20 protein-coding genes are annotated in these 26,079 nt (G+C 73.6%); 11 read left to right on the forward strand and 9 right to left on the reverse strand.

Annotated elements, in window-relative coordinates; all coding sequences use genetic code 11:
• Window positions 1–31: 31 nt before the first annotated feature.
• Window positions 32–1,231, reverse strand: a complete 1,200-nt coding sequence (locus tag AB0E05_RS21770; protein WP_361965887.1) for a glycosyltransferase — start codon at window positions 1,229–1,231, stop codon at window positions 32–34.
• A 57-nt stretch (window positions 1,232–1,288) separates the two neighbouring features.
• Here AB0E05_RS21770 and AB0E05_RS21775 point away from each other — a divergent pair, with 57 nt between their 5' ends.
• Window positions 1,289–2,074 (forward strand): aspartate/glutamate racemase family protein, encoded by a 786-nt coding sequence (locus AB0E05_RS21775; RefSeq protein ID WP_361965889.1) that lies wholly within the window; start codon window positions 1,289–1,291, stop codon window positions 2,072–2,074.
• Between the two features lie 97 nt (window positions 2,075–2,171).
• A complete protein-coding gene (locus tag AB0E05_RS21780; RefSeq protein ID WP_361965891.1) occupies window positions 2,172–2,759 on the forward strand; it encodes a hypothetical protein in 588 nt (195 codons plus the stop codon).
• A 27-nt stretch (window positions 2,760–2,786) separates the two neighbouring features.
• Here the strand turns inward: AB0E05_RS21780 and AB0E05_RS21785 are convergent, their stop codons facing one another.
• Complete coding sequence (locus tag AB0E05_RS21785; protein WP_361965893.1) at window positions 2,787–3,899, reverse strand: O-antigen ligase family protein; 1,113 nt, start codon at window positions 3,897–3,899, stop codon at window positions 2,787–2,789.
• Window positions 3,900–4,092: 193 nt separating this feature from the next.
• Here AB0E05_RS21785 and lnt point away from each other — a divergent pair, with 193 nt between their 5' ends.
• A complete protein-coding gene (gene lnt, locus AB0E05_RS21790) occupies window positions 4,093–5,709 on the forward strand; it encodes an apolipoprotein N-acyltransferase (RefSeq protein WP_361966129.1) in 1,617 nt (538 codons plus the stop codon).
• 28 nt (window positions 5,710–5,737) lie between these two features.
• On the opposite strand, the gene AB0E05_RS21795 is transcribed toward lnt, so the two are convergent.
• Window positions 5,738–6,328, reverse strand: coding sequence for a TetR family transcriptional regulator (locus tag AB0E05_RS21795; RefSeq protein WP_361965895.1), 591 nt, complete (start codon window positions 6,326–6,328; stop codon window positions 5,738–5,740).
• Between the two features lie 100 nt (window positions 6,329–6,428).
• Between AB0E05_RS21795 and AB0E05_RS21800 the strand changes: the two genes are divergently transcribed.
• The gene (locus AB0E05_RS21800) at window positions 6,429–7,136 is read left to right on the forward strand and encodes a nitroreductase family protein (RefSeq protein ID WP_361965897.1); all 708 of its coding nucleotides are present in this window, start codon (window positions 6,429–6,431) and stop codon (window positions 7,134–7,136) included.
• A gap of 98 nt (window positions 7,137–7,234) precedes the next feature.
• Here the strand turns inward: AB0E05_RS21800 and AB0E05_RS21805 are convergent, their stop codons facing one another.
• Together AB0E05_RS21805 and AB0E05_RS21810 are read right to left on the reverse strand one after the other, a co-directional pair.
• On the reverse strand, window positions 7,235–8,665 hold the full coding sequence (locus tag AB0E05_RS21805; protein WP_361965899.1) for an MFS transporter: 1,431 nt from the start codon (window positions 8,663–8,665) through the stop codon (window positions 7,235–7,237).
• A gap of 625 nt (window positions 8,666–9,290) precedes the next feature.
• Entirely contained in the window at window positions 9,291–10,214 is a 924-nt protein-coding gene (locus tag AB0E05_RS21810) for a MurR/RpiR family transcriptional regulator (RefSeq protein WP_361965901.1), read from the reverse strand.
• A 245-nt stretch (window positions 10,215–10,459) separates the two neighbouring features.
• Here AB0E05_RS21810 and AB0E05_RS21815 point away from each other — a divergent pair, with 245 nt between their 5' ends.
• The 3 genes from AB0E05_RS21815 to AB0E05_RS21825 all read left to right on the forward strand — a co-directional run bounded on the left by AB0E05_RS21815 (window position 10,460) and on the right by AB0E05_RS21825 (window position 16,779).
• Window positions 10,460–10,927, forward strand: coding sequence for a nuclear transport factor 2 family protein (locus tag AB0E05_RS21815; RefSeq protein WP_361965903.1), 468 nt, complete (start codon window positions 10,460–10,462; stop codon window positions 10,925–10,927).
• A 27-nt stretch (window positions 10,928–10,954) separates the two neighbouring features.
• Window positions 10,955–13,468: a SpoIIE family protein phosphatase gene (locus AB0E05_RS21820; protein WP_361965905.1), complete on the forward strand. Its 2,514-nt coding sequence runs from the start codon at window positions 10,955–10,957 to the stop codon at window positions 13,466–13,468.
• 233 nt (window positions 13,469–13,701) lie between these two features.
• A complete protein-coding gene (locus tag AB0E05_RS21825; RefSeq protein ID WP_361965907.1) occupies window positions 13,702–16,779 on the forward strand; it encodes a glycoside hydrolase family 38 C-terminal domain-containing protein in 3,078 nt (1,025 codons plus the stop codon).
• A 61-nt stretch (window positions 16,780–16,840) separates the two neighbouring features.
• On the opposite strand, the gene AB0E05_RS21830 is transcribed toward AB0E05_RS21825, so the two are convergent.
• Window positions 16,841–17,275, reverse strand: coding sequence for a DUF6299 family protein (locus AB0E05_RS21830; RefSeq protein ID WP_361965909.1), 435 nt, complete (start codon window positions 17,273–17,275; stop codon window positions 16,841–16,843).
• Window positions 17,276–17,737: 462 nt separating this feature from the next.
• On the opposite strand from AB0E05_RS21830, the gene AB0E05_RS21835 reads away from it, so the two are divergent.
• The 3 genes from AB0E05_RS21835 to AB0E05_RS21845 all read left to right on the forward strand — a co-directional run bounded on the left by AB0E05_RS21835 (window position 17,738) and on the right by AB0E05_RS21845 (window position 21,234).
• Complete coding sequence (locus AB0E05_RS21835) at window positions 17,738–18,691, forward strand: hypothetical protein (protein WP_361965911.1); 954 nt, start codon at window positions 17,738–17,740, stop codon at window positions 18,689–18,691.
• A gap of 122 nt (window positions 18,692–18,813) precedes the next feature.
• Window positions 18,814–20,268 carry an amino acid permease gene (locus tag AB0E05_RS21840; RefSeq protein WP_361966132.1) on the forward strand — a complete coding sequence of 485 codons (1,455 nt, stop codon included), beginning with the start codon at window positions 18,814–18,816 and terminating at the stop codon, window positions 20,266–20,268.
• 90 nt (window positions 20,269–20,358) lie between these two features.
• On the forward strand, window positions 20,359–21,234 hold the full coding sequence (locus AB0E05_RS21845; protein WP_361965913.1) for a GNAT family N-acetyltransferase: 876 nt from the start codon (window positions 20,359–20,361) through the stop codon (window positions 21,232–21,234).
• A gap of 60 nt (window positions 21,235–21,294) precedes the next feature.
• Here AB0E05_RS21845 and AB0E05_RS21850 read toward each other — a convergent pair whose 3' ends face one another.
• Window positions 21,295–22,533: a DUF6777 domain-containing protein gene (locus AB0E05_RS21850; protein ID WP_361965915.1), complete on the reverse strand. Its 1,239-nt coding sequence runs from the start codon at window positions 22,531–22,533 to the stop codon at window positions 21,295–21,297.
• A gap of 242 nt (window positions 22,534–22,775) precedes the next feature.
• Between AB0E05_RS21850 and AB0E05_RS21855 the strand changes: the two genes are divergently transcribed.
• On the forward strand, window positions 22,776–24,065 hold the full coding sequence (locus AB0E05_RS21855) for a streptophobe family protein (RefSeq protein WP_361965917.1): 1,290 nt from the start codon (window positions 22,776–22,778) through the stop codon (window positions 24,063–24,065).
• A gap of 163 nt (window positions 24,066–24,228) precedes the next feature.
• Here AB0E05_RS21855 and AB0E05_RS21860 read toward each other — a convergent pair whose 3' ends face one another.
• Both AB0E05_RS21860 and AB0E05_RS21865 read right to left on the reverse strand, forming a co-directional pair.
• Window positions 24,229–25,269, reverse strand: coding sequence for a serine/threonine-protein kinase (locus AB0E05_RS21860; RefSeq protein WP_361965919.1), 1,041 nt, complete (start codon window positions 25,267–25,269; stop codon window positions 24,229–24,231).
• Window positions 25,269–26,078, reverse strand: coding sequence for a hypothetical protein (locus tag AB0E05_RS21865; protein WP_361965921.1), 810 nt, complete (start codon window positions 26,076–26,078; stop codon window positions 25,269–25,271). Before AB0E05_RS21865 ends, AB0E05_RS21860 begins: the two co-directional genes overlap by 1 nt.
• Window position 26,079: the final 1 nt, after the last annotated feature.

Consider the following 26,079-nt stretch of genomic DNA (forward strand, 5'->3'; position numbering starts at 1 on the left):
CCGCACCACCCGCCGCGCCCCGCCCACCTCGTCAGCCCTCTTCGGGGGCGGCCTGCGGGCGGGCGTAGGTGCGCCCCTTCCACGCGGCGCCCCGCCCGCGGTAGTGCTGCACCGCCGAGTCCACCGTCATCAGCAGGTACAACAGCGCGGTGAACGGCAGCAGCAGGGCGTACAGCGGCGACTGCCGGTAGTACCGCAGCACCGGCAGATACGTACCGACCATGACCGCCTGGGCGAGCCCGCCCGCCCACGCCGCGACCGGATCGCTCCAGGCGGCCCCGGCGACGAGGGTGCCGACCGGCGCCAGGTACACCAGCGCCAGCCCCGCCACCGTGCCGACCAGCAGCGCCGGGCTGTGGCGCAGTTGGGCGTAAGCGCTGCGGGCCACCATCCGCCACAGGTCCGCCAGGAGGGGATAGGGCCGTACGCTGTCGACCCGCTCGGCCAGTCCCAGCCAGATCCGTCCGCCCGTCCGCTTGACCGCCCGCGCCAGCGTCACGTCGTCGATGACCGCGTGCCGGATGGACTCCGGAATCCGGGCCCGCGCGACGGCCCGGACGTCCAGCAGCACGCAGCCGCCCGCCGCCGCGGCCGTGCGCGCACCGGGCCGATTGACCCAGCGGAAGGGGTAGAGCTGGGCGAAGAGGTACACGAACGCGGGCACGATCAGACGCTCCCAGCCGCCGGCCACCCGCAGCCGTGCCATCTGGGACACCAGGTCGAGCCCGTTCGCCCGGGCGGACGCCACGAGTGCGCGCAGGCTGTCGGGCGCATGGGCGATGTCGGCGTCGGTCAGCAGCAGGTACTGCGGGTCCCGGCCGCGGGCCACCGCGATGCCGTGCCGCAGCGCCCACAGCTTGCCGGTCCAGCCGGCCTCCGGTTCACCGGGCGCGACCACGTCCAGCGGCAGGCCGCCGTGCTCGTCGGAGAGGGCGCGGGCCAGTTCGGCCGTGCCGTCCGTGGAGCCGTCGTCCACGAGGACCACCGAGGCGCGACCGGGGTAGTCCTGCGCGAGGAGCGACGGCAGGCTGTCGGGCAGCACCGCGGCCTCGTCCCGCGCCGGCACCACCACGACGACGTCCGGCCACGAACGGGCGTCCGACCCGGGTCCCGCGGCGGGACCGGGGTGCGGCGGCAGCCGCTGGTCCGTACGCCAGAACGACCCCTGCCCCAACAGCAGCCACACCCAGGCGAGCAGCGATCCGACGGCGGTCCAGGCGAGGGCGCTCATGGCCGCAGTCTGCCCCACCTCACCGACCGTGCACGGGCGGTCGACTATGGTGACCGGGTGAAGATTGCGCTCATCGACTCCGGGATCGGCCTGCTCGCGGCGGCTGCCGCCGTACGCCGGATGCGGCCCGACGCGGATCTGGTCCTCTCCTCGGATCCCGACGGACTGCCCTGGGGCCCGCGCACCCCCGAGGACGTCACCGAGCGCGCCCTGGGCATCGCCCGCGCCGCCGCCGCGCACGCGCCCGACGCCCTGATCGTGGCCTGCAACACCGCCTCCGTACACGCGCTGCCCGCGCTCCGCGCCGCGCTGGAGCCGGCGATCCCCGTCATCGGCACGGTCCCCGCGATCAAGCCGGCCGCCGCGTCCGGCCGGTCCCTGGCGATCTGGGCCACCCCCGCCACCACCGGCAGCAGCTACCAGCGGGGGTTGATCCGCGAGTTCGCCGCCTCCGCCGCCGTGGCCGAGGTGCCCTGCCCCGGGCTCGCCGACGCCGTCCAGTACGCCGACGGCCCCGCCATCGAGCGCGCGGTCACCGCCGCCGCCGCCCTGACGCCGGGCGACGTCACCGACGTCGTCCTCGGCTGCACCCACTACGAACTGGTGGCCGACCGCATCCGCGCCGCCATCGGCCGCCCCGTCACCTTCCACGGCTCCGCCGATGCCGTCGCCGCGCAGGCGCTTCGCCGGATCGGAGTAACGTCCGCGGACGGATCGGGGACGCCCGGCGGGCCCGGCGGCGACCTCACCGTCATCCTCAGCGGACGCGAGGGCCGGCTGCCCGCGCAGGCACTGGCCTACGCCGAAGCGAGGCTGCTCAGCCCGGTCGTCCCGGCCCGTTGATCCACTGGGGCGCCGGCCGTTCGCGGTGTCCCGGGGCGCCCGAGATCCCTGCGACGGGACCCCTGCCCGAGGGGCGGATGCTGGGTACGCTGCACGCATGAGGGACCCTTCCCGAAAGCAGTACCCGCAGGACGCCGAGCCCCCGCACCAGGGGCAGCCGACGGAGCCGGCACCCGCGGTCTGGACCGGCCGGGCCACCAACCGCATCCAGTGGCTGCTCGCCGTCGCGGGCGCCGCCTGCCTCGCGCTCGGCATCGAGCTGGCCGTGGTCTCGAACTGGACCTCCGGCATCGTCCCGCTGGTCATGTCGGTGGTCGGCTGCGTCGCGGCCGGACTGCTGATGCTGTACGGCACCCTCGCCTTCGTCCACGTGGCGGTCACCGTCGACAGCAACGCCGTCGAGGTGCGCTGCGGTCACATCGGCGTGCCACGCCGGCGCATCCCGCTCTCCCACGTCGTCGACGCGGAGTTCGAACCCAAGGTGAACCCGCGGCAGTGGGGCGGCTGGGGCTACCGCTGGCGCCCCGAGAAGGGCACCGCGGTCGTCGTGCGCCGTGGCGAAGGCGTCGTGGTCACCCTGGGCGACGGCCGCACCTTCACCGTCACGGTGGACGACGCGGAGGCCGCGGTGCGCGCCATCCGCGACCGGCTCGGCACGCCACCGGGCGTGAGCGCGGGCACCTGAACCGCCCCGGTCCCCGCCTGCGGACCGTCAGCGGGTCGCGCAGTCCAGCGCCGTCGACGGCGTCCGTCCCGGTGCCGCGGCACCGCCGCCCGGCCCGGTGACCCGCGCCGACGCCAGCCCCGCGAGCAGCGCGGCACCCGCGGTCACCGGAGCGAAGCTCAGCGCGTTCCCCAACAGCGCCAACACCGCCAGCGAGGCCAGCGCGGCACCCGCGCACACCACCACCGGGGTGGGCCGGGGCGAGCGCCACAACTCGTACAACAGCCACCCGAAGGCCATCGCCAACAGCGCCATCCCCACCAGGCCCTGGTCGACCGCCTGCTGGAACAGGGCCGAGTGCGGCTTCCCGTCCGCGCCCGTGACCTGCTGGGCGGTGACGCTGAGCTGGTCGAAGCGGTCCGGCCCCGCACCCCGTACGGGATCGTCGTGCATGAGGGCGACCGCGTCCTGCCACAGCGCCACCCGGTACTCGGTGAGCTGGCTGCGGAGCGAGGCGGCGGCCCCCTCGGGCAGTACGTCCTCGGCCACGGCCCACGTCGTCGCGGCCACCACCGCGGGCACCAGCGCGCAGCCGCCGAGCAGCGCCTTGCGACGGCGGGCGCGGGCGGCGCTGATCGCACACAGCAGGACGAAGGACGAGGCCATGACCCCGGCGGGCGACGCCAGGAAGATGCCGGTGACGACCACGCCGTGGGCCAGCGCCCACAGCGCCATCCGCGACCCGGGGCGGCGTGACGCCGTCGCGGCGCAGCAGGCCGCGCCCGCGCTCACCGCCAGCAGCGCGGCCGACGCCCCCGTGTCCCCGGGAGGCACGGCGAAGCCGGCGGCGGCCCCCGGCACGCCCTCCGGGGAGGCGATCGCGAGCGTCAGGGCCACGAGCGAGGCCGTGGCGGCGGCCGAGACCGGCAGCAGGGCGCCGGAGATCCGGCCGCAGGCGTAGCCGGCGGCGACCGCGAACACGGCGAGCAGCGCCCCCTCGGGTCGGGCGTCCCGTCCGACGGCGCTGATCAGAGCCCATGCGGCACAAGCGCTGAGCACGGCCACGCCCATGGCGTCCGCCGACCCCCCGCGCGTCCCCGGCGCAGCCATCATCCTGCCGATCCCCCCGACCACGAGCTGTGGCAGGCACGTCTTCTGCATCGGCTGCCGCGCATACGGTAGTGGGGGTGCGCACCCGCGAGCCAGCCCCGTTCCACCCCGAGCGGGTTTTAGCGGGCCAGCCGCTGGCCTGGCAGGGAGCCGCGGCGGAGCGCTTTCCGCGGGGCGGGGCGGGGGCGGACGCGTCGTCGGAGGCCATACCCCCCTCCCGTAGACTCGCGCCGTGAGCGCCACCATGACCTCCGACGACACGTCCGCCCCCGCCCCGGCGCGACCGCAGCCGCTGCTGCGGTTCGCCCGGCCGGCCGCCGCGGTGGCGGCGGGGCTGATGCTGTACCTGAGCTTCCCGCCGAGGCCGTTGTGGTGGTTGGCGCCGTTCGCGTTCGCCCTGCTGGGCTGGGTGCTGCGGGGACGGCGGCTGCGGGCCGGCTTCGGCCTCGGCTACCTCGCCGGGCTCGGGTTCCTGCTGCCGTTGCTGAGCTGGACCGGCGAGGACGTCGGCCCGGTGCCGTGGATCGCGCTCGCGGCGGTCGAGTCGCTGTTCCTCGCGGCCACCGGCCTCGGGATCGCCGCGGTCAGCCGACTGCCCGCCTGGCCCGTGTTCGCCGCCGGGGTGTGGATCCTCGGCGAGGCGGCCCGGGCCCGGGTGCCCTTCGGCGGCTTCCCCTGGGGGAAGATCGCCTTCGGACAGGCGGACGGGGTCTTCCTGCCGCTCGCCGCACTCGGCGGCACGCCCGTGCTCGGTTTCGCCGTGGTGCTCTGCGGCTTCGGGCTGTACGACGTGGTGCGCCGGGTCGTCGCCCACCGCCGCGGCGCCGGTCCGCTGCCGCGCGGCCCGCTGGTCCTCGCCCTGCTCGCCGTGGTCGTGCCGGTGACGGCCGCGTTCGCCTCGCGCGGCCTGGTGGACACCGCCGCCGAGGACGGCACGGCCACCGTCGCGGCGGTCCAGGGCAACGTGCCCCGCCTCGGCCTCGACTTCAACGCCCAGCGCCGGGCCGTGCTCGACAACCACGCGCGGCGCACCGAGCAGTTGGCGAAGGACGTGGCGGCGGGCAAGGAGCCCCAGCCGGACTTCGTGCTGTGGCCGGAGAACTCCTCGGACATCGACCCGTACGCCAACGCCGACGCCCGTGACGTCATCGACCGGGCCGTGCAGGCGATCGGCGTGCCGACCGTCGTCGGCGCGGTCATCACCCCCGAGACGGGGAAGCTGCGCAACACCCTCATCGAGTGGGACCCGAAGGACGGCCCGGTCGCCACGTACGACAAGCGGCACGTCCAGCCGTTCGGCGAGTACATCCCGATGCGGTCCTTCGTGCGGCTGTTCAGCTCCGACGTGGACCGGGTGCGCCGGGACTTCGGCCCCGGTGACGAGGTCGGCGTCTTCGACCTCGCCGGCACCAAGGTCGGCCTGGTGACCTGCTTCGAGGCGGCGTTCGACGACATGGCGCGGGACACCGTCACGGCCGGCGCCCAGATGATCTCCGTGCCGAGCAACAACGCGACGTTCGGCCGCAGCCAGATGACGTACCAGCAACTGGCGATGGACCGGGTCCGGGCGGTGGAGCACAGCCGTTCCGTGGTCGTGCCGGTCACCAGCGGCGTCAGCGCCGTGATCATGCCGGACGGCGAGGTCGTCCAGAAGACGGAGCTGTTCACCCCGGACGCGCTGGTGGCCGAGGTCCCGCTGCGCTCCTCGCTGACGCCGGCGACCCGCATGGGCGCCTGGCCCGAGTTCGTGCTGGTCCTCCTCGCGGCCGGTGGCCTCGGCTGGGCGTCCGCCGCGGTCCGTGCCCGTCGCGCGGGCCGGTCGAAGAGCGAGGGCGAGGGTTCCTCCGCCGCGTCCGCGTAACGTACCTTCGCGCAGCCAGTCCTCCTCGTCAGCGCGGGTCCGCGAGGGCCCGGTCGAGGAGGACTTCTGCTGCCGCTCGCGCGTGCCGGCCGTAGTCGGCTTCGTTGAGCACCATGGCGCGACTGGCTGCACCGTCCGCGAGGGTGACCAGTTGCTCGGCGAGCGCGGCGGGCTCCCGGCAGCCGAGTTCGCTCACCAGCGCGGTGACGAGTTGGACCATGCGCAGCTTCTGCTCGCGTGCGTGGGCGTGGACCGCGCTCTGCGGGTCGGGGAACTCCACGGCGGCGTCGATGAACGGGCAGCCGCGCACCGGTGCCGCGTCCACCGCCGGCTGGTCGAACAATCCCAGGATCCGCTCCCGCGGGGGGATGTCCTCGCAGGTCAGCACGGCCTCCAGGGTGGCGCCCGACGACGCGAGGTCTTGTAGGTGGGCGATGACCAGATCGCTCTTGGTCCGGAAGTGCGCATAGAGCGTGCGCTTGGACACCGGAGCCTGGTCCGCGACCTGTTCCATGCCCGTTGCATTGATCCCCTGGGCCGCGAAGAGCTGGGCGGCGGCGGCCAGGATGCGCTCCCGGCCCCCACGTCCCTGCCGCCGAGGTGCGGTCGTCGTCCTCATGCAGCAAGTATACGTACGCGTTTACTTAGGCCGGATCGGCCCGTTAGGGTGCTCTCAAGTAAACGACTTCGTTTACCTTGTTCTTGCTGAGGAGCATCCGATGAGAAGCCCGGTCCCCACCGACCCCACTGACCTCACCGAGCTGAGCGGCTCCGCGGAGAAGCTGGTGCGTGGCCGTCACGCGACGCGCGCGTTCCGCCCGGATCCCGTGCCCGCGGACACGATGCGCGCGATCTTCTCGCTGGCCGGGGCCGCGCCCTCCAATTCCAACGCCCAGCCGTGGCAGGTGGAGGTGGTGAGCGGTGCGGCGCGTGAGCGCCTGGCGGACGCCTTGCAGACGGCCCACGCCGAGAAGCGCACCTCGGTGGACTTCCCGTACTCCGAAGGCATGTACGCGCATGTGCACCAGGAGCGCCGGGCCGCCTTCGGGGCCGAGCTGTACGGGGCGCTGGGCATCGACCCCGGCGACCGTGCGGCACGCGCGGCCTACGACGCGCAGAGCCTGCGTTTCTACGGAGCCCCGCACGCGGCGTTCCTCTTCGTCAACGGCGACGGCGGGGCCCGGCTGGCTGCCGACGTCGGCGCCTACCTCCAGACCCTGCTCCTGGCGATGGCCGCATACGGCGTGGACAGTTGCCCGCAGGGGCTGCTGAGCTTCTACGCCGACACGGTCCGGGGCGAACTCGGCGTCAGCGGAGGGAAGCTGCTCGTCGGCGTCTCCTTCGGTTACGGCGACGAGGCCGCGCCCGTGAACCGGGTGACGGCGCGGCGCGCCGCACTGGAGGCGACCACGGCCTTCCACGGCTGACGGAGCGCCGCAGCCGCCGGGGGCACAGCGGAGACCCCCGCCCGGCACTTCTGGTGCGGGCGGGGGTTCTGCAGTCGTCGAACGCTACGGGGACCACCTCACTTCGCACTCCCCACCGGCTGCTGCTCCGCCGGCGCCCCGCCCGCGGCGGGGGTGCCCCGCATGAAGATCGCGGTGAGGACTCCACCGGCCGCCGCGACCGCCGCGGCGCCGACGAAGGCGGCGCTGAAGCCGTCGGTCAGGGCGGGCAGGTTGCCCAGCTCACCGGCGCCCTGGGAGGTGGCGACCGCGGTCAGGGCGGCGAGGCCCAGGGCGGAACCGACCTGGTAGGTGGTGTTGACGATGCCGGAGGCGAGGCCGGCCTCCTCCTGGCGCACTCCGGAGATCGCGGACATCATCGCCGGGATGTACGCCAGGGACATGCCGGTCGCGGCGACCAGCGACGCGGGCAACACGTCCACCAGGAAGGTGCCCGTCGGCTCGACCGCTGCGAGCCACAGCAGACCCGCGGCCAGCACCAGCAGACCGCCGGAGATCAACGGCTTGGCGCCGAAGCGGCCCAGCAGCCGGGCGGTGATCAGGGTCATGAAGACCATGAGGAGACCCGTCATCGGCAGGAGTGCCGCACCGCTGGCGAACGCCCCGTAGCCGAGCACCTGCTGGAGGTAGAGGTTGAGGAAGTACCACATCGGGATCCAGGCCGCGCCGAGCAGCGTCATCGCGAGGTTGGAGATCCCGAGGCCGGGGGTGCGCCACACGCCCAGTGGCATCAGCGGCGCCTTCACGGACTTCTGGAGGACCAGGAACAGGCCCAACAGGACGGCCGCGCCGAGCAGTTGCAGCACGGTCTCGGTGGTGCCCCAGCCGATCTCCGGAGCCCGGACGACGGCGAAGACCGCGAGGGCGAGACCGGCCGTGACGGCCGCGGCGCCCAGGACGTCGACGGCTCCGCGGCGGGAGGCGGCGGCGGGCAGCAGCCCGGTGGCGGCCAGGGTGGCGATGCCGATCGGCACGTAGATGATGAAGATCCACGGCCAGCTCGCCCACTCGGTGAAGACGCCGCCGAGGAAGACGCCCGCGGTGCCGCCGGCGGGCGCCGCGGCGCCGTAGAGCGCGAGGGCCTTGCCGAGCTCCTTCGGTTCGTGGCTGAAGAGCATCATCAGCAGCGTCATGGACGCCGGGGCGATCAGTGCGCCGCCCACGCCCTGCACGGCGCGGCCGACGACCTCGACCCAGGCCGTGGTCGCCGCCGCGGCGACCACCGATCCGGCGATGAGGACCGTCCAGCCGGTGACGAAGATCCGTCGGGCTCCCAGCAGGTCGGAGAGTCGACCGCCGAGGAGCAGGAGTCCGCCGAAGGCGATGACGTACGCGTTGAACACCCATTGCAGGTCCTCGGGCGCGAAGCCGAGGTCGCGCTGCATCTCCGGCAGCGCCACACCGATGATCGAAGTGTCCATGATGACCATGAACTGAGCGGTGGCCAGCACCAGAAGTGCCCACCAGCGCCGTGGGTTGACGGTTGGCATTGCCGTCTCCTCCCCTGAGAGTGAGATACCCCCGGGGGGTATCTGTTCGAGCCAGGAGGACTATACCCATGGGGGGTATCTACCGCAAGGGGGATCATGGTGAACGGCCCTGGTCGAGGGCTGGGGTTGTCGTGTGGAGCCAAGGGCGGGGTGCGATGGGGGTGTGGATCGCGCTCTCTCGCCAGCCTGAGCAGGCCGGGCTGGAAAATGCGGGGGCCCCGGCCCAGGGGTAGGCCGGGGCCGCCAGGGTCGGGCATCCGTAGGGGTCGGAGGCCCTGACGGAACACCGTGGCGGTGACGCGAGGAGGGAGCGTCACGGACCGGTGCCCGGATCCGGGGGGGCGCGCGGGCTCTCATGATCCCTGGATTCCGACGGGAAGTAAATATATATACCGTCTAGGAAATGAAGGTATGAAAAAATTCATGCATGTCGACGCATGAATGCGCCTGTTCTTCCCCGGGCGTTTGTTCTTCAGGGGGTTGGTGGGGCGTCTGTGCTTGAGGTGGGTTCGGGGTGCGCCCTGCTGGGGTGGTGCGATTGGTCGGGCGCCGCAGGTGTCGCAGCCGTCCCGTGCGCCTCGCCCGGCTGGGGCGTCTCGCGGCCGTTTCGGCCGTTTCGGTCGTGTTAGTCGTCGAGGAAGAAGTCGTGCTGCTCGGCGGCGTGTTCGTAGCTTTCGAGCCGGGTCTGGGTCCGCTGCGGGTCGGCGTCCGCCATGGCCTGGAGGAGGGCGGCCGAGAGCACTCCGGGTGCCGCGTACGAGTCGAAGACCAGTCGTGACCCGGTGGGCGCCACCAGCGTCTCGTCGGCCTCCTCGGACAACGGGCCGAGCGCCACGTCCGTGATCAGGGCGACCTTGAGGCCCGCGGTGCGGGCCGCGCGGATGGCGGCCAGGGTTTCGTTGGCGTGCCGGGGCATGGCGAAGGTGAGCACCCAGGTGCCGCCGGCCGCCCGTGACTGGAGCAGGGTGTCGTACGCCACGCTGCCGCCGCGCGTCACGGTGCGCACGTCGGGGTGGATGCGCCGTGCCGCGTAGGCGAAGTACTCCGCGAGGGAGGCGGAGATCCGCAGGCCGAGGATGGTCAGCGGCACCGAGTGGGCCAACTCGCGCCCGATGTCGAGCACTTGGTCGGTGTCGGCGAGCAGGCGCCGGAGGTTCTCCAGGTTCGAGATCTCCGCGTCCACCGCCGCCTGGAGTTCATTGCGGCGGATCTCCTCGCGGGCCTCCGGCATGCCCGCGATCGCGCTCAGCGCGATGGGCTGGAGGGCTTCCCGCAGCGCCGGATAGCCGCTGAAGCCCACGGACGAGGCGAAGCGGGTCACCGACGGCTGACTGACCCCGACCCGGTCGGCGAGGTCGGTGATCGACAGGAACGCGGCCTCGGTGAGGTGGTCGGTGATGTACTGCGCGATGCGCCGCTGTCCCGGGGAGAGGCGGTGGCCGCCGAAGAGTGCGAGGACCCTGTCGGTGGGGGCGGGTTCGGCGTCGGGACCCGACCCTCCCGGCGTGATCGCAGACGCCTGTGCGCGTGCCTGCTGATCTGATGGCACCGGTGTCACTCCTTCTCGTCCCGCTCCCGCTCAACATAGCCCAGTCGCCGCGGCGCGCAGAGGGTGTAGGCGCCCGTCGAGGCGGCACATCTCAGATACCGGACGGTACGTGGACGCCGTTCGGCAAAGTGAACTGTCGAGGCGGGGGCGCTGTTTGCCTGAGAACGCACGTTCTCGTAGGCTGCGGACACGCGGGAGAACGTACGTTCTCCCGCGGTCCGTGCCATCTCGCCCCAAGGAGAGCCATGTCGACGAAACCGCCGCTTCCGCCCTTCACCCACGAGTCGGCCGTCCACAAGGCGCGCCTGGCCGAGGACGCCTGGAACAGCCGCACCCCCGAGACGGTCGCCCTCGCCTACACCGACGACTCGCGCTGGCGCAATCGCTCCGAATGGGTCACCGGCCGCCCGGAGATCGTGGCCTTCCTGACCCGCAAGTGGGCCCGGGAGCTCGACTACCGGCTGATCAAGGAAGTCTGGGCGCACGACGGCCACCGCATCGCCGTGCGCTTCGTCTACGAGTGGCACGACGACAGCGGCGCCTGGCATCGCTCCCACGGCAACGAGAACTGGGAGTTCGACGCGGACGGACTGATGAGCGCCCGCCACGCCAGCATCAACGACGTACCGATCGACGCGTCCGACCGCATCTTCCACTGGCCGCTCGGCCGCCGCCCCGACGACCACCCGGGGTTGACCGACCTCGGGCTGTGACCCGGTCCGCCACTCGACTGCGATGAGATGCGCCGCGCCCGTGCCGGGGCGCATGCTGACTGGGTGACCTGGTACGGGGCGACCGGGGGCACCCCGCCGCGTCGGCGCGGGGATGCGCCCGGCACACCGAGGGGCGGCGGCAGCGGGCCGGACCGACTGGAGCTTGAGCTCGCCCAGGCGGCCGTCGCGGCCGTCGAGGCGGTCGGCGGCCACGCCGCCGCGGTCTACCTGCGCTCGCCCTCGCCCGACCTGCTCAAGCTCGCCGTCCTCGCCGGGCTGCCGAGCGCCCTCTTCCGCCCCTGGTGGCGGGCGCAGGTGAACCGCCCGCTGCCGGTGTCGGAAGTCCACCGGGCGGGACGGGCCATCCACTTCGCGGACGCCGAAGAGGCGATGCGGCGCTTCCCCCAACTCATGGCCGGACTGCCCTTCCCCTTCGGGGCGTTGTACGCGCCGGTCGCCGTCCGGGAGCAGAGGTTCGGGGTGCTGTTCGTGCTGCGCCGGGCCACCCCCGGGCGCCCGGTCGCGGTGGACGACCGACACCGGATCCGCACCGCGGCGCACCGGCTCGCCGCCGCCCTCGGCGCCCTCGCGGACGACGGGGTGCCCGTCGAGTGGGAGGGCGAACCGCTCTCCGTACAGCTCCCCGCGCTCAACGCGCCCCCGGTGCGCACCGGTCGCTTCAGCTGGGACCTGGACGGCGGGGACTTCACCGCCGACGAGGGGATGCGCGCCGTCCTCGGCCCCGCGGGCACGGACGCGCCCGGCACCGTCGCGGAGCTGACCGACCGGCTGTCGCCCGAGGACACCGTCGGACTGTGGGCGCTGGCCCGGCAGGCCACCGCGCTGGAACACCCCGTACCCCGCCGCATCCGGCTGCGCGGCCCCGACGGGGTGGCCCATCTGGTCGAGGTCTCCGCCGTCGGCACCCGGCTCGACGGATCCCTGGTCGACCTCGGCGGCGGCCCGCTGGTGACCGAAGCGAGCGACCGACTGCCGTACGGAGTGCTCTCGCTCGACCGGCTGTGCCGCATCACCTACCTCAACACCAGCGCCGAGACCCTGGTCGGCCGCGCCCGGCCCCATCTGCTGGGCCGCGTCCTGTGGGAAGCACTGCCCTGGCTCGCCCCCGGCACCCACGAGGACCACTACCGGGCCGCCCTGATCGCGGGGACCTCCGCGTCCTTCGTGGCCCGCCGCGCCGAGGGGGAGACGCTGGAGGTCCGGCTGCACCCCGCCCACGACGGGGTGACCGCCACCCTCACCCCGGCGGAGAGCCCCGACCGCGCGCTGCCCGCGCCCGCCGTCCTCGACCCCGACGCGCCCGGCGCCCTGTCCGAGCGCTCCAGCGCCCTGTACCGACCCGTCGCCCTCGCCATCGCCCTGACCGAGGCGGTCACGGCCCGTCAGGTCTCCGCCGTGGTCACCGAGGAACTGCTGCCGGCCTTCGGCGGCCGACAGCTGGCGATCTACCTGCTGGACGAGCGTCACCTCTTCCTTGCCTGGGAGACCGGCTTCCCGCACGGCTTCCTCGACCGCTTCGACGGGGTGGGCCTCGACGCCCGGCTGCCCGGCGTCGAGACCCTCACCTCCGGCCGCCCGATCTTCTTCGAGTCCATGGAGCACCTGGCCGTTGCGTACCCCGGCATCCCCCTCGACGCCCATGTCGGCGCCCGCGCCTTCCTCCCCCTGATCGCCTCCGGCCGGCCCGTCGGCTCCTGCATCCTCGGGTTCGACCAGCCGCGCACCTTCAGCCCCGAAGAGCGGACCGTGCTCACCGCCCTCGCCGGACTGATCGCCCAGGCGCTGGAGCGGGCCCGGCGCTACGACACCGAGGCCGCCGTCGCCCGCGGCCTCCAGGACGTCCTCCTGCCGCACCGACTGCCCACCCTGGACACCGCCGGCGCCGTCGGGCGCTACCTGCCGGGCACCCAGGGGATGGAGGTCGGCGGCGACTGGTACGACGTGGTGGCGACCGGCGACCGGATCGCCCTGGTCATCGGCGACGTCCAGGGGCACGGCGTGGCCGCAGCCGCCACCATGGGGCAAGTGCGCAGCGCGGTACGGGCCTTCGCGCTCAGCGGGAACGACCCCCAGCAGGTGGTGAGCGGCACCAACCGGCTGCTGATCGACCTCGATCCGGGCCAGTTCGCGAGCTGCTGCTACATCGTCCTCGACCCGGCGACCGGCCGTACCCAGGCCGTACGGGCCGGGCACCCCCAGCCGCTGCTGCGCCACCCGGACGGCCGTACCGAGGTCCTCGACCTGGCCGGCGGGGTCGTCCTCGGCGTCGATCCGGCCGCCGCGTACCCCGTCACCGAGATGGTGCTGGACCCGGGCGCGGTCCTCGCCCTGTACACGGACGGGCTGGTGGAGCGGGCGGGCCGTGACATCGACGACGGCATCGAGGCGCTGCGGAGCACCCTCGCCGACTGCGGGGACGGCCCGCTGCACCAGACCGCGGACCAGTTGATCCGCGACGCGCGGCAGAGCGCGGACCGGCCCGACGACATCGCGCTGCTGCTGGCGACGCGCTGGGTGTGACGGCCGCGGTGGCCGAAGTGCGGCGGGCGCACTTCGGAAGTGATCGTTCCGGCGGTCTTGACGCCGTGCGGCGCGCCCTTGCAGGGTCGGCCCCGTGTCTGACAACGCTGTCACGCAACGGAACCAACGGAACCAACGGAATCGACCGGACCAACGGAAGCAGCCGAAGCGATCGACGCACCCCGTGCAGCCCGTCCTCCCCACCGCCTTCACCCCACCCGGGAGCAGCCTTCATGCATGACGACCGCACCCTCGTCGAGGCCCGTCTGCGGCGGGTCCTGGACGAACGCGTCCGGCCCGCGATCCACCCCGTCTCCGTCCCGCTGGACGTGGCGGTGTGGCACGCCCCCGGCGAACCCGTGCCGGTCCACGAGGGGCTCGCCGCCGAGGCGCGGCCCTTCGCGGTGGGCGAGTGGTGGGGCGCCCCCTGGCGGACGAGTTGGTTCCGGGTGACCGGGACCGTCCCCGAAGCCTGGGCGGGCCGCACCGTCGAAGCGCTCCTCGACCTCGGCTTCGACGCGGACCTGCCCGGCTTCCAGTGCGAGGGCCTGGTCTACCGGCCCGACGGGACGCCGGTGAAGGGCCTCAACCCGCGCAACGCGTGGGTGCGCGTCGGATCACCCGCGGCGGGCGGCGAGGAGGTGGCGCTGCACATCGAGGCCGCGGCCAATCCGGTGATCCTCGGCGACAGACCGTTCGCGTTCGGCCCCACCCCGCTCGGCGATCCGCGGACCGCGGGGGACGCCCCGCAGTACCGCCTCGGCCGGATGGACCTCGCCGTCTTCGACGAGTCCACCTGGCACCTGGCCCTGGACCTGGAGGTGCTCGACGAGCTGATGCGGGAGCTGCCCGTCGACGGCGAGCGCCGCCACGAGGTGCTGCGGGCGCTCTCGCGCGCCTTGGACGCCCTCGACCTCCAGGACGTGAACGGCACGGCGAACGCTGCCCGTCGGCACCTCAAGGACGTGCTCGCCGCGCCCGCCGCCCCCTCCGCCCACCGGATCAGCGCCGTCGGGCACGCCCACATCGACTCCGCCTGGCTGTGGCCGCTGCGGGAGACCGTCCGCAAGGTGGCCCGTACCGCAGCGAACATGACCGCACTGATCGACGCCACCGGCGACAGCGGCGCCACCGACGACGGGTTCGTCTTCGCCATGTCGCAGGCCCAGCAGTTCGCCTGGCTCAAGGAGCACCGGCCGGAGGTGTACGCGAAGGTCACGGCGGCCGTCGCGGACGGTCGCTTCGTGCCCGTCGGCGGCATGTGGGTGGAGTCCGACACCAACATGCCCGGCGCGGAGGCCATGGTCCGTCAGTTCGTCCACGGTCAGCGCTTCTTCCTCGCCGAGTTCGGCGTGGAGTGCACCGAGGCGTGGCTCCCCGACACCTTCGGCTTCGCCGCCGGACTGCCGCAGATCCTGCGGGCCGCGGGCGTCACCCGGCTGCTGACCCAGAAGATCTCCTGGTCGAGGACGAACTCCTTCCCCCATCACACCTTCCAGTGGGAGGGCATCGACGGCACCCGGGTCTTCACCCACTTCCCCCCGGTCGACACCTACACCTGCGCCCTGACCGGCGGTGAAGTGGCGCACGCGGCCCGCACCTTCAAGGAGAAGGGCGCGGCGCGCCACTCCCTGGCCCCCACCGGCTGGGGCGACGGCGGGGGCGGCACCACCCGGGAGATGGTCGCCAAGGCCGACCGGCTGCGCAGTCTGGAGGGTTCGCCGACCGTCGTGTGGGAGCGCCCCGCGGACTTCTTCGACCGCGCCGAGGCCGAGTACGCCGAACCGCCGGTGTGGGTCGGCGAGTTGTACCTGGAGCTGCACCGGGGCACCCTGACCAGCCAGGCCCGCACCAAACAGGGCAACCGCCGCAGCGAGCACCTGCTGCGGGAGGCGGAGCTGTGGGCCGCGACCGCCGCCGTGCGGACCGGGTTCCGCTATCCGTACGAGCTGCTGGACCGGCTGTGGAAGACGGTGCTGCTGCACCAGTTCCACGACATCCTGCCCGGCTCCTCCATCGCCTGGGTCCACCGGGAGGCCGAGGAGGAGTACGCGCGCGTCGCGGCCGGACTCGACGCCGTGGTGGGCGACGCCCAGCGCGCCCTCGCGGGCGACGCCGCGGCCGGCGCCGCGCTGGTCTTCAACGCGGCCCCGCACGAGCGCCACGGCGTGCCCGCCGGTGGCGCCGCCCCGGCCACCACCGGCGGCGGCACCCGGCTGACCGCGCGCGACGGCGGCGGATACGTGCTCGACAACGGCCTGTTGGAGGTGGCGATCGACGACCGGGGCCTCGCCGTGTCCGTGTACGACATCGGCGCCGAGCGCGAGGCGGTGGCGCCCGGCGCGGCCGTCGGGCTGCTCCAGCTCCACCCCGACGCCCCCGTGATGTGGGACGCCTGGGACGTCGATGCGTACTACCGCAACACGGTCACCGAGCTGACCGCTCTCGACGAGGTCACCCCCGTGATCGAGGGCGCGTCGGCAGGGGTGCGGGTGGTCCGCAGCTTCGGCGCGTCCCGCGTCACCCAGCTCCTGACGCTGAGCGCGGGCGCCAAGCGCCTCGACGTCGAGACCGAGGTGGACTGGCAGGAGGCGGAGAAGATCCTGAAGCTGTCGTTCCCGCTGGACGTGCACGCCGAGCGGTACGCCACCGAGACCCAGTTCGGCCATGCGTACCGCCCCACGCACACCAACACCAGTTGGGAGGCGGCGAAGTTCGAGGCGTGCAACCACCGCTTCGTCCACCTGGAGGAGGGCGGCTGGGGCGTGGCGGTGGTGAACGACGCGACGTACGGCCACGACGTCACCCGGACCGTGCGCGCCGGCGAGCGGGGCACGGCGACCGTGGTGCGGGCCTCGCTGCTGCGCGCGCCGCGCTTCCCCGACCCGACGACCGACCGGGGCGTGCACCGCTTCCGGCACGCCCTGGTGCCGGGGGCGACGGTCACGGACGCGGTGCGCGAGGGCTTTCGCATCAACGTGCCGGAGCGGGTGGTCGTCGGCACCGGGCCGGTGGCGCCCCTGGTGGCCGTGGACCGGGACGACGTGGTCGTGAGCGCGGTGAAGCTCGCGGACGACGGCAGCGGCGACGTCGTCGTCCGCCTGTACGAGGCCCGCGGCGGGCGGGCCCGGGCGGCGGTCGCGCTGGGCTTCGACGCCGACGACGTACGGGCGGTCGACGTTCTGGAACGCCCGCTGGCGGAGCAGGGATCGGTGGAGCACGCCGGGCGGGAGGTGACGGTGGAACTGCGCCCCTTCGAGTTCGTCACCCTGCGGTGCGTACGGGAGCGGGCCCGGGGCTCGGCCGGCTGACGTGCCCTCAGCGCGGCGCCCCCCACCGCTGCGACAGGGTGCGGGGGCGCCGGGCGGGCCCTCAGCGGCGCAGCGTCAGATCGCCCTGGCCTTGGGTGAGGACGTGGGGGAGGGGCAGCCCGCGGGAGAAGTCCAGCTCCACCATGGCGGCTTCGCCGCGCGCACGGCCGGGAACGAAGGCGCCGGAGTGCGCGCGCCCGCTGCTGCGCCAGGTGCGCACGCGGTCGTCACAGACGGCGACGGTGCCGTCGGTGTCGGCCCGGGTGCCCCCCTGGAGGGCCTTGACGCCGATGAGGACGGTGCCCGAGCGGAGCGAGGAGCATCGGTAGGTGCCCGTGAGGGTGACGGCACCGTCCTTCGCGAGGCGTCCGACGGGGTCGACGGTGATGGTGTCGGGGGCGAACTGCGCACTGGCGGTGCCGGGCGTCAACCCGGTCGCGAGGGCGGCGGCGAGGGTCAGCGACGTCAGGAGTGCGCCGCGTCGAGCGTTGATCATGCCGACACAACGAGCCGGATCACGCGCGGTGTCGACGCGACAAGCAGCTGGGTGAATCGTTTGATCATCGCTCGGATGTGGCATTCGGGGGCGGTCCCGATGCGTCTCGAAGATCAGGTCAAGAAATGAACGAGCCAAGTGGAGATGGCGGAAAATCAGGCGGAGGATCCCCTTCGGGTGATTAACTTCCTTTCGCTCTTGGTAATCCTGGTCGGGGCATGGTAAAGGCTGATCGGAGGTGTCTCTATGGCATATGCCAGCGGCTGTTGAGTTCCGACGCCCTCCGGGGGCGGCGGACTCGTGCGTAACCCGGATGAGTGTTTTCTCCCTCACTTGTTGATGAGTAGGGTGTGGTCCCGCCGTCAGTGATCCACAGGGATCCGGTCGCATTCCGCCGGGCCGTGACCAGGCCCGGAAAGCGCGGAAGCGCGGCGGCATCCGGGGGAAACGGGGGAGGAGAACGTGCCTGCTGGCTCATTCGGCGGACAGTACGTGTGGCACCCGGCGGCCGATGACCACGAGCTCGCCCGAGCCTGCATCGACGTCAAGGCCGGACGCTACCTGGGCGCCCACCGCGTGCTCCAGGACGCCCGCGAACACTTCGGCACCCGCGCCCACCGCTCGCTCGTCCTCGCCTCCGAAGCCGCCGACTCGGACCTGGCCGAACGCTGGCTCGCCGAAGAGCCCGGCCCCGAGTCCGCACTGCTGTGGGCCAGGGTCGCCATGCTCAGGGCGCTGCGGGCGGCCGACGCCGGCGACGCCCACACCGGCACCCTGCTGGGCATCGCCGAATCCGCCTGCGAGCGCGCCGCACGGCTGTACCCGCGCGACCCCACGCCCTGGGTCTCCCAACTGGCCCTCGCCCGCATCCGGCGCTCCCACCACCCGGCGCCCCCCGGGCTGCTCACCGCGCCCCCCGGGCCCTGGCCGCAGTTCGCCCGCGTCCTCAGGCTCGACCGCTTCCACCGCGAGGCCCACCACCGCTTCCTGGCCCACTTCTTCGCCCGCCACGGCGGCACCGCCAGCGCACGGTGGGACGTGGCCTCCTACCTCAGCCACCGGGCGCCCGTCACCTCGCCGCTGCGACTGCTGCCGCTGGTCACCCTCGTCGAGGAGTACGACCCCGCGTCCCTGCTCGCGTACCGCACCTGGCGACAGCCCCAGTGGGTGTCCGCCGCGATGCACGGCTACCACAACTGGCTGCCCGAGGTGCCCCGTTACCCCTTCACGCCGGTGCTGGACCTGTCCTATCTGGCGCACGCCCTGTATCTCGCGAGACGGGAGGCGGAGGCGCGCGAGGTGCTGGTGGCGATGGGGCCGTACGCCGCCAGGATGCCGTGGAGCGCCTTCGGCGACCCCAGTGAGCAGTTGACCAAGGCGAGGCGTGCGCTCGGGCTCGCCGTCCCCGCCTCATGACCAGCAGTCCGGCCCGCGGAAAGGAGCAGAGCGTGTCCGGAGGTACGACGTCCGTCGGGTCGAAACGCCGGCAACGAGGCGACGGGAGCGTGGCCATCGACGACGACGCGACGCTGCACGCGATGGGATATCCGCGGAAACTGACCCGACGGTTTCGCGCCTTCGACAATTTCGCCATCTCCTTCACCATCATCAACGTCATTTCGGGCATTTTCTCCGCCTTCGGGTTCGGAATGGTGGCGGGCGGTCCGCTGGTCCTGGTCTTCGGCTGGATCGGGGTGTCGATCATGGTGCTCTTCGTCGGCGCCGCGATGGCCGAGATCGCCTCCGCGTACCCCACCAGCGGTGCGCTGTATTTCGCCGCCGGAAAACTCGCCAAACGCCACCGCGGCGCCTGGTCCTGGTACACCGGCTGGCTGAACTTCGTCGGTCAGGTCGGCGGCACCGCCGCCACCGCCTACGCCGCCGCCACCTTCATCCAGGCGTTCGTCGCCATGCAGTGGCCGCCCTACCAGGTCACCGGCGCGCGCACGGTCGCCATCACCGCGCTGATCCTGCTCCTCCAGGCGCTCGCCAACACCTACACCGTGCGGCTGGTCGCCACCGTCAACCGGATCTCGGTCTGGTGGCTCGTCGGCGGCGTCACGGTCATCGTCGGCTGCCTCCTGTTGATCCCCGCGCAGCACCGACCGATGTCCTTCTCCGCGCACTTCGTGAACGGCACCGGATTCACCAGCGCCGTGTACGCGGGCATGCTCGGCCTGCTGGTGACCAGTTGGACCTTCACCGGCTTCGACGGCAGCTTCCACATGTCGGAGGAGACCGTGCACGCCACCCGCAGCACCCCCCGCGGCATCATGCGCGCCATCGGCTTCTCCGCCGTCGCCGGACTGGTCCTGATGCTCGCCCTCGTGCACTCGATCCGGGACTACTCCGCCGCCGCGGACGCCTCGGCGCCGCCCGTGCAGGTCCTCGTCGACGCCCTCGGCACGGGCGTCGCCCAACTCCTGCTCCTCGTCGTCATCGGGGCCATGCTCTTCTGCGGGCTCGCCAACATGACCAGCAACGCCCGCCAGATCTTCGCCTTCTCCCGCGACGGGGCCATGCCCGGGTCCCGGCACTGGCACAGCGTCAACCCGCGCACCCGCACCCCCGTCAAGGCGGTCTGGCTGGCCGCTGGCTGCTCGCTGGCGCTGACCGTCCCCGGCTGGTGGTCCCACACCGTCTTCGCCGCCATCGTCAGCGTCAACGTCGTCGGCATGTACCTCGCCTACGGCGTGCCCATCTTCCTCAGGCTGCGCCTCGGCGACGCGTTCCAGCCCGGGCCCTGGAACCTGGGCCGCTGGGGCCGGCCGGTCGCCGCGATCGCGGTGGTGTGGATCGCGCTCAGCAGCCTGCTGTTCGTGCTGCCGCACAGTTCGCCCATCACCCCCACCACCTTCAACTACGCGCCGATGGCCCTGGCCGTGGTGCTGCTGATAGCCACCGTCTGGTGGCTGGCCACCGCACGAAGACGCTTCCAGGGGCCCGTCAGCTACGGCAGCCCCGACGAGGTCGCCGCCATGGACCTCATCTGACCGACGGCCCCCGCAGCACCACCGCCGCGACCGCGGCTCCCCTCCGGCGTCCCCGTGACGTCGCGTCGACGCCCGAAAGGAACCCCCGCCATGACGAACCCGACCTCCCGGGTCCAGGAGGACACCGGCCTCACCGTCACCAGCGCCACACGGGAGGAGTGGCAGCAGATCGCCGAGTGGGCCGCCGCCGAGGGCTGGAACCCCGGCAACGGCGACGTCGCCTGCTTCCACGCCACCGACCCCGGCGGCTTCTTCCTCGGCCGCATCGACGGACAGCCCGTCTCCGCCGTCTCCGTCGTCACCTACTCGCAGTCCTTCGCCTTCCTCGGCTTCTACCTGGTGCGGCCCGACCACCGCGGCCGGGGCATCGGCCTCGCGACCTGGCGCGCCGCCCTCCCGCACGCCGGGACCCGGCTGATCGGCCTCGACGCCGTCCCCGCCCAGCAGGACAACTACCGGCGCTCCGGCTTCACCGCCTCCTACAGCACCGTGCGGTACGGCGGCAGCCCGCTGCGCACCGGGAGCATCGCCCCCGGCGTCGTACCCGTCACGCCCGAACTGATGGACGCGATCGCCGCGTACGACCGCGAGTGCTTCCCCGCCGAGCGTCGCGACTTCGTCGCCCGCTGGCTCACCGCGCCCGGCCACACCGCGTACGCACGGCTGCGGGACGGGCGGATCACCGGGTACGGCGCGATCCGGCCCGGTCGCGACGCCCACCGCATCGGCCCGCTCTTCGCCGACGGCCGAGAGGACGCGGAAGCGCTGTTCGACAGCCTCACCGCGCACCTCGGGGCGGAGGAGCCGGTCGCGGTCGACATGCCCGAGGCGCTCCAGGACGCCGCGGCGCTGGCGACCGCCCGCGGTCTGGCGCCCCAGTTCCCGACCGTCCGCATGTACACCGGGCCCGCGCCCGCCGTCCGCGCCGACCGGGTCTTCGGCGTCACCACCCTGGAACTGGGCTGACCGCCCGGCGTCCGCACCCGCGCCGGGCCGTCACCCGGCCGCGGGAGCGGACGCCGCTGCTCAGTAAGGGGCCGGGCTCTGCTCGGCCGGCGGTGACGGCTGCTCGGCGGGCGGCGACACCGGCGGCTCGGGCGTCGTCGGCGGCACCTCGCCGGGTGACGTCGGCGGCTCCTCGGGCGGCGGCGGTGGCGTCGTCTGCCCCTCGGGCGGCGAGGTCGTCGGGGGCGTGGGCGACTCGGCCGGCGCCGTCGACGGCGGTTCGGAGATGCAGTTCTCCGGCGTCGGCTGCCCGTCGGCGACCGAGGGGCAGGTGGACGGCAGGGTCTGCGCCGGCGGGGTCGTCTTCTGGTCCTTGCCGCCGTCGGATCCGGTGGGACGGGTGAACCAACTGTTGCCGTCCTCGTCGTAGACGACGAGTTCGTTCAGCGGCTGGGGCGCCGGCTCGACGACGACCACCTTCTTCGCGTCGTAGCCCGGCCAGGGAGTGCCCGTGGTCCTGGGCGTGCCCTTCAGCTCTTGCGGCCGGGTGAGCGGATTGCCGCAGGCACAGCGCACCCGCGGCATGCCCCGGTCGTCCACCAGCACGGCCGTGCCCGCCTGGAGCACCGCCTGGTAGGAGGTGGCCGAGCCGTTGCGGAAGCCGTGGTTGGTCACCCGGGTGTCGATGCGCAGCTGCACCGGCGTCAGCGACCGCAGGAAGTCGGGCACCTTGTCCGGCGCGATGCCCTCCACGGACGCGAACGCCTTGTTCTTGTCCTGGTTGGCCGTCAGATAGCGGATCTGCTGTTCCACGTCGCAACTGGCCACGTCCTGCGTGCCCCCGTACAGCCCCGGCGTCCCGCCGGGCACCGCGCGCACGGTGTTGCCGCCCTGCGGCGGACTGCTGGGCTGCGCGGTGGACGCCGGGGGAGCGCTCTTCTTCGCGCTCGACTCGGTGTACGGATCGGGGCCGGTGGACCCCGCGGCCTGGAGGAACACCTCCCCCTGCTGACCGCCGCCCGAGCCCCCCTGGAGGGTGAGGACCAACGTCAGTGCGATCGCCGCGAGCAGACCCACGACGAGCAGGACGAGCCGGGGCGTGGAGCGCCACCACGGACGGCTGCCGTCGCCGCCGGGCTCCTTGCCGCCGAACGGGCCGTCGCCCCCACCGCCGCCCCCGCCCCCGTCGCCACCACCACCGCCCGAGCCTTCGTCGGGCGGTTCGGTCGAGGGAGTCCGGCCCCGGCCGGACTCCCACTCGGAGAGCGGGCCGGACGGCGGGCCGGTCGGACGTTCGGAGGTCGGAGGTTCGGCGCTCACGGGCTCTTCCCCAGCTCGGAAGTGGTGCACACGCACGACGCGGTGTGCAGGCGACGCCGGGGCGGCGGCCCGGAGCGGGACCGGTCCGTACGTCCCCGGCCCCTGGGGCCGGTCTGAGACAGGCCCTGGCGCCATTGTGTGCGCCGCGCCCCGAGCATCCGCAAACGGACATCAGCCGTCGGCCTGACGCGGTCGGCCCCCTTCGACGCGCGCCACATCGATCCGCTGCCTAGCGTGACAGCGTGAGCCACCCCGCCCCCGCCGACCCCCTCGTCGCCCACGGGCCCATCGGCCCCGCGGCCCACGGCTGGACGCAAGCCTTCCTCGCCGTGGCAGCCGCCCTGGTGACGACGCTCGCCACGGCGGCGCTCGGACTGTGGGCGGCCGGTGCGGGAGAACTGCCCGGCGGCGCCTTCCCCACCGTCGTCGCCGCGGTGGCCGTCCTCGCGGTCGGCGGCACCGTGGACCTAACGGGAAACGCGGGCCCGCTCAGCGCGACCGGCGTCGAGCTGACCGTCGTCCCGCTCTCCGTCACCCTCGCGGGCGCCCTCGTCCTCGCCCGCTCCTTCCTGCGCCCCCTGCGCCTGCGGGCGGTCGCCGGGGCCCGGGAACTGCTCGGCTGGGCCGCCCGGCTGGGCGCGCTGTGGGCGCTCGTCCTCGTCGGGCTCGCCGCCGTCGCCCGTCACTCCTTCGCCGTCACCCCCGAAGGCACCGTCTCCGACATCGCCGACCTGCTCGGCATCTCCGCCGAAGCGGGCTTCGAGGCGGACGTCCCGCTCACCCTGGTGTACGGGCTGATCTGGCTGGCCGCCCTGCTCGCCATCGCGCTGCTGGCCTCCCACCGGGCCCCGCTCCCCGCCCAACTGGTCCGCTTCCACGCCGTGGTGCGCCCGGCCGCCCACGCCATGGTCACCCTGCTGCTGGTCTACGTGGCCCTCGCCCTGGTGATCGCCCTGGTGGTGGCCGCGACCCGGGGGCACGCGGTGGAGACCCTCGCGGTCGTCCTGCTCGGCCTGCCCAACCTCGCGTGGCTCGCGATGAGCTTCGGCCTCGGCGCGTCCTGGGACGGGGTGGCCGAAGGCCCCTTCGGGCTGCCGATGCCCAAGGCCCTGGACGCGGTGCTGCGCACCCCCGGCGGCACCACCGTCGACCTGCGCTCGCTCGCGGCCGAGGAGGGCCGCGTCTGGTGGCTGCTCGTCGTCTTCGCCGTCCTGGTGTCGGTCGCGGCCGTCGCGGCGGCGGTGCGCACGCCCGCCCCGCTCCGCCCCTGGCACCACGCCTTCCGGATGGCGGTGGCGCTGGTCCTCACCGTGCTCATGGTCTCCCTCCTGTGCCGGGTCGACGTGAGCTACGGGCTGTCGCTGTTCGGCCTCGGCGACGTCGGCGGCGCACTCGCCGCCCGGGTGCAACTGCTGCCCCACTGGGGTACGGCGCTGGGCGCGGCGGCCCTGTGGGGACTGGTCACCGGGCTCCTGGCCGGGCTGCTCGTCGGCGCGGTCCGCCGCCGCTCGGCGTCAGGGGACAACGCGTAGGTCGTGGCCGCGTAGCCCCCTCTGCCCTTCGTGCCCTTGATCGCGCGGGAGGAGCCCGCGGGCCCGGGGGCTCCGCGCCTGTGGGCATGGCCGCCGTTGCACTGCGGGGAGCGTTGGGCCCCACTGCCCGGTGGTGGGCTGGTCGAGCAGTTCCCCGCGCCCGTCAAGGCAACGGCGCCCTGAGGCCGGGAAAGACCGGGCGCGCCCAAGCGGGTGGCGCCGGCGGAGCCCCGGGGCGCTCCGGCTCCTCGGCGAGGGGCACCACCCGCGACGGCGTCCGGTCGCCGCGGCTCGCCGCCGCCCGCAGCGCCGCGACGAACCGTCCGCAGGTGTCGTACCGGTCGTCCGGGCTCTTCGCCAACGCCCGTGCCACCACCGCGTCCACCGCGTGCGGCAGGTCCGGGCGGCGCGCCGTCAGCGGAGGAGGCGGATCGAACTGGTGCGCCCACAACAGGGCCATGTCGTCGTCGCGTTGGAACGGCGGCGCCCCGGCCAGGATCTCGTACACCACGCAGGCGAGGCCGTACACGTCGCACCGGCCGTCCACCGGGCGCCCGGAGATCTGCTCCGGCGCCACGTAGTCGAGGGTGCCGACGAACTGACCCACCGTCGTGAACCCGGTCAGCGACAGCGACTTCTTCGTCAGTCCGAAGTCCGTGAGGTACACGTGCTCCGGGTGGTCGCTGTCGGTGCCCTCCGCGACCAGCACGTTCCCCGGCTTCACGTCCCGGTGCACCAGGTCGTGGTCGTGAGCCGCGTCGAGCGCCGAGGCGACCTGGGCGGCGATCCGCATCGCCTTGGGGAAGGGCAGCGGCCCCTCCCGGTTCAGCAGGGCCCGCAGGTCCTGCCCGGGGACGTAGCGCATGGCGATGTACAGCAGGCCCTGCGTCTCGCCCGCTTCGAAGACCGGCACGATGTGCGGGTGGTCGATGGCCGCCGCCACCCGCGACTCATGGGTGAACCGCTTGCGGAACGTGTCGTTGCGGGCGAGTTCGGGCGCCAGCAGCTTCAGCGCGACCGTACGGTCCAGGTGCAGGTCCCGGGCCCGGTACACCACCGCCATGCCGCCGCGCCCGACCTCCTCGTCGATCCGGTAGCCGGCGATGCGCCGCCCGAGCAGCTCCGACGGCCGGCCGGACACCGGGTCGACGTCCCGCTCGGTGTCCCTGCCGACGGCCCTGCCGACGTCCCGGTCCCGGGCCATCAGGGCTCACCGCCCACCCGGGTGGGCGGGTGGCCGTCGGAGTCCGGGCGCCACGGCCGGGTCGGCTCGTCGCCGGCGGGGGAGCCCTCGTCGTCGGAGGACCAGTCGTCCGACCCGCGGTCGTGGTGATGGCGGTGGTCGTGCTCGTGCTCGTGCTCGTGGTCATCCGAGTCGTCGTCGTCCGAGGAGCGCCGCTCCTCCCACGACTGCCGCTCCTCCCACGACTCCTGTTCGTCCCAGGAGTCCTGCTCGTCGGTGGGCTCCCGGTCACGGGTCGGACCGTGCGCGTGCTCGCCCGCCGGTGGCGCCGAGACCGCGAACGTGCTCAGCCGGCTGCCGTCGCCGTACACCCAGCGCTCGTGCTCCGCCTCGTACAGCCAGACCGACTCCCCGTCGACCACCACCCCCACCCGCACCCCCCGGGTGCGGCGCCGGAAGGTCTCGCGGTCGATCCGCCCCTCCGCGAGGTCGTCCACGGCGCTGCGGTAGCGCCCGACGGCCTCGGCGACCTTCGCCAGCTGGGGACGCTGGTCGGCCGTGCGGGTCAACGGGCGACCGGTGGCCGGCGGCGCCTGGGGCACGGAGACGAGCAGCCGCCCGTCGACCCACGCCGACCAGCCGTTCGCACACACGATCCGGCCCCAGTCGCCCCGGCGGTCGGCGAGCCGCACCGGCAGCAGCGGGTCCAGGACGTCCGTGGGCCGGGAGTCGTCCGGGGTCTCCCAGGCGGACATGCCGTCGGGGGGCACCACGTGCGTGGGCTCGAAACCCGGCTCCCGGGCGCTGTGGGCGTGGTCGGCGGCGCACACG

The sequence above is a fragment of the Streptomyces sp. NPDC048057 genome, assembly GCF_040653095.1.
Classification (GTDB): Bacteria; Actinomycetota; Actinomycetes; order Streptomycetales; family Streptomycetaceae; genus Streptomyces.

Bases quoted from the DNA above. Each gene is read 5' to 3' on its own strand.
- AB0E05_RS21815 (WP_361965903.1), top strand. From the start codon at position 10,460: ATGTCGACGAAACCGCCGCTTCCGCCCTTCACCCACGAGTCGGCCGTC.
- AB0E05_RS21795 (WP_361965895.1), bottom strand. From the start codon at position 6,328: ATGAGGACGACGACCGCACCTCGGCGGCAGGGACGTGGGGGCCGGGAG.
- AB0E05_RS21825 (WP_361965907.1), top strand. From the start codon at position 13,702: ATGCATGACGACCGCACCCTCGTCGAGGCCCGTCTGCGGCGGGTCCTG.
- AB0E05_RS21860 (WP_361965919.1), bottom strand. From the start codon at position 25,269: ATGGCCCGGGACCGGGACGTCGGCAGGGCCGTCGGCAGGGACACCGAG.
- AB0E05_RS21780 (WP_361965891.1), top strand. From the start codon at position 2,172: ATGAGGGACCCTTCCCGAAAGCAGTACCCGCAGGACGCCGAGCCCCCG.
- AB0E05_RS21820 (WP_361965905.1), top strand. From the start codon at position 10,955: ATGCGCCGCGCCCGTGCCGGGGCGCATGCTGACTGGGTGACCTGGTAC.
- AB0E05_RS21800 (WP_361965897.1), top strand. From the start codon at position 6,429: ATGAGAAGCCCGGTCCCCACCGACCCCACTGACCTCACCGAGCTGAGC.
- AB0E05_RS21830 (WP_361965909.1), bottom strand. From the start codon at position 17,275: ATGATCAACGCTCGACGCGGCGCACTCCTGACGTCGCTGACCCTCGCC.
- AB0E05_RS21845 (WP_361965913.1), top strand. From the start codon at position 20,359: ATGACGAACCCGACCTCCCGGGTCCAGGAGGACACCGGCCTCACCGTC.
- lnt (WP_361966129.1), top strand. From the start codon at position 4,093: ATGACCTCCGACGACACGTCCGCCCCCGCCCCGGCGCGACCGCAGCCG.
- AB0E05_RS21770 (WP_361965887.1), bottom strand. From the start codon at position 1,231: ATGAGCGCCCTCGCCTGGACCGCCGTCGGATCGCTGCTCGCCTGGGTG.
- AB0E05_RS21805 (WP_361965899.1), bottom strand. From the start codon at position 8,665: ATGCCAACCGTCAACCCACGGCGCTGGTGGGCACTTCTGGTGCTGGCC.
- AB0E05_RS21785 (WP_361965893.1), bottom strand. From the start codon at position 3,899: ATGCAGAAGACGTGCCTGCCACAGCTCGTGGTCGGGGGGATCGGCAGG.
- AB0E05_RS21840 (WP_361966132.1), top strand. From the start codon at position 18,814: ATGGGATATCCGCGGAAACTGACCCGACGGTTTCGCGCCTTCGACAAT.